This is a genomic window from Cupriavidus sp. SIMBA_020 (assembly GCF_046535395.1).
GTDB lineage: Bacteria > Pseudomonadota > Gammaproteobacteria > Burkholderiales > Burkholderiaceae > Cupriavidus > Cupriavidus campinensis.
This window is the reverse complement of record NZ_JAWRWU010000485.1, coordinates 1-275: the sequence shown is the minus strand read 5'-3', so window position 1 is coordinate 275 and position 275 is coordinate 1. Positions and strand designations below refer to the sequence as shown.

Below are 275 nucleotides of genomic sequence, written 5' to 3'. Positions count from 1 at the left end.
GGTTCGAATCCTTTCTCCCCTGCCAAAAATTCTCGCATTTCCCCTCGCCCCCAGCCTGAAGCAGGTGCACGATGAGCAGCCATGACGGCCTGATGGTTTTTACTGGCAACGCAAATCCCGCGCTTGCACAGGAAGTCGTCAAAATCCTCGGTATTCCCCTCGGCAAAGCCATGGTTAGCCGTTTCTCGGACGGTGAAATCCAGGTCGAGATTCAGGAAAACGTGCGTGGCAAGGATGTCTTCGTTCTGCAGTCCACCTGCGCGCCGGCGAACGAC

1 protein-coding gene is annotated in these 275 nt (G+C 56.4%); it reads left to right on the top strand.

Annotated features, from left to right (window positions below; translation table 11 throughout):
• Positions 1–71 precede the first annotated feature (71 nt).
• Positions 72–275: ribose-phosphate pyrophosphokinase-like domain-containing protein (locus tag SB751_RS30170; protein ID WP_410749042.1), on the top strand; the 204-nt coding region annotated here is incomplete at its 3' end.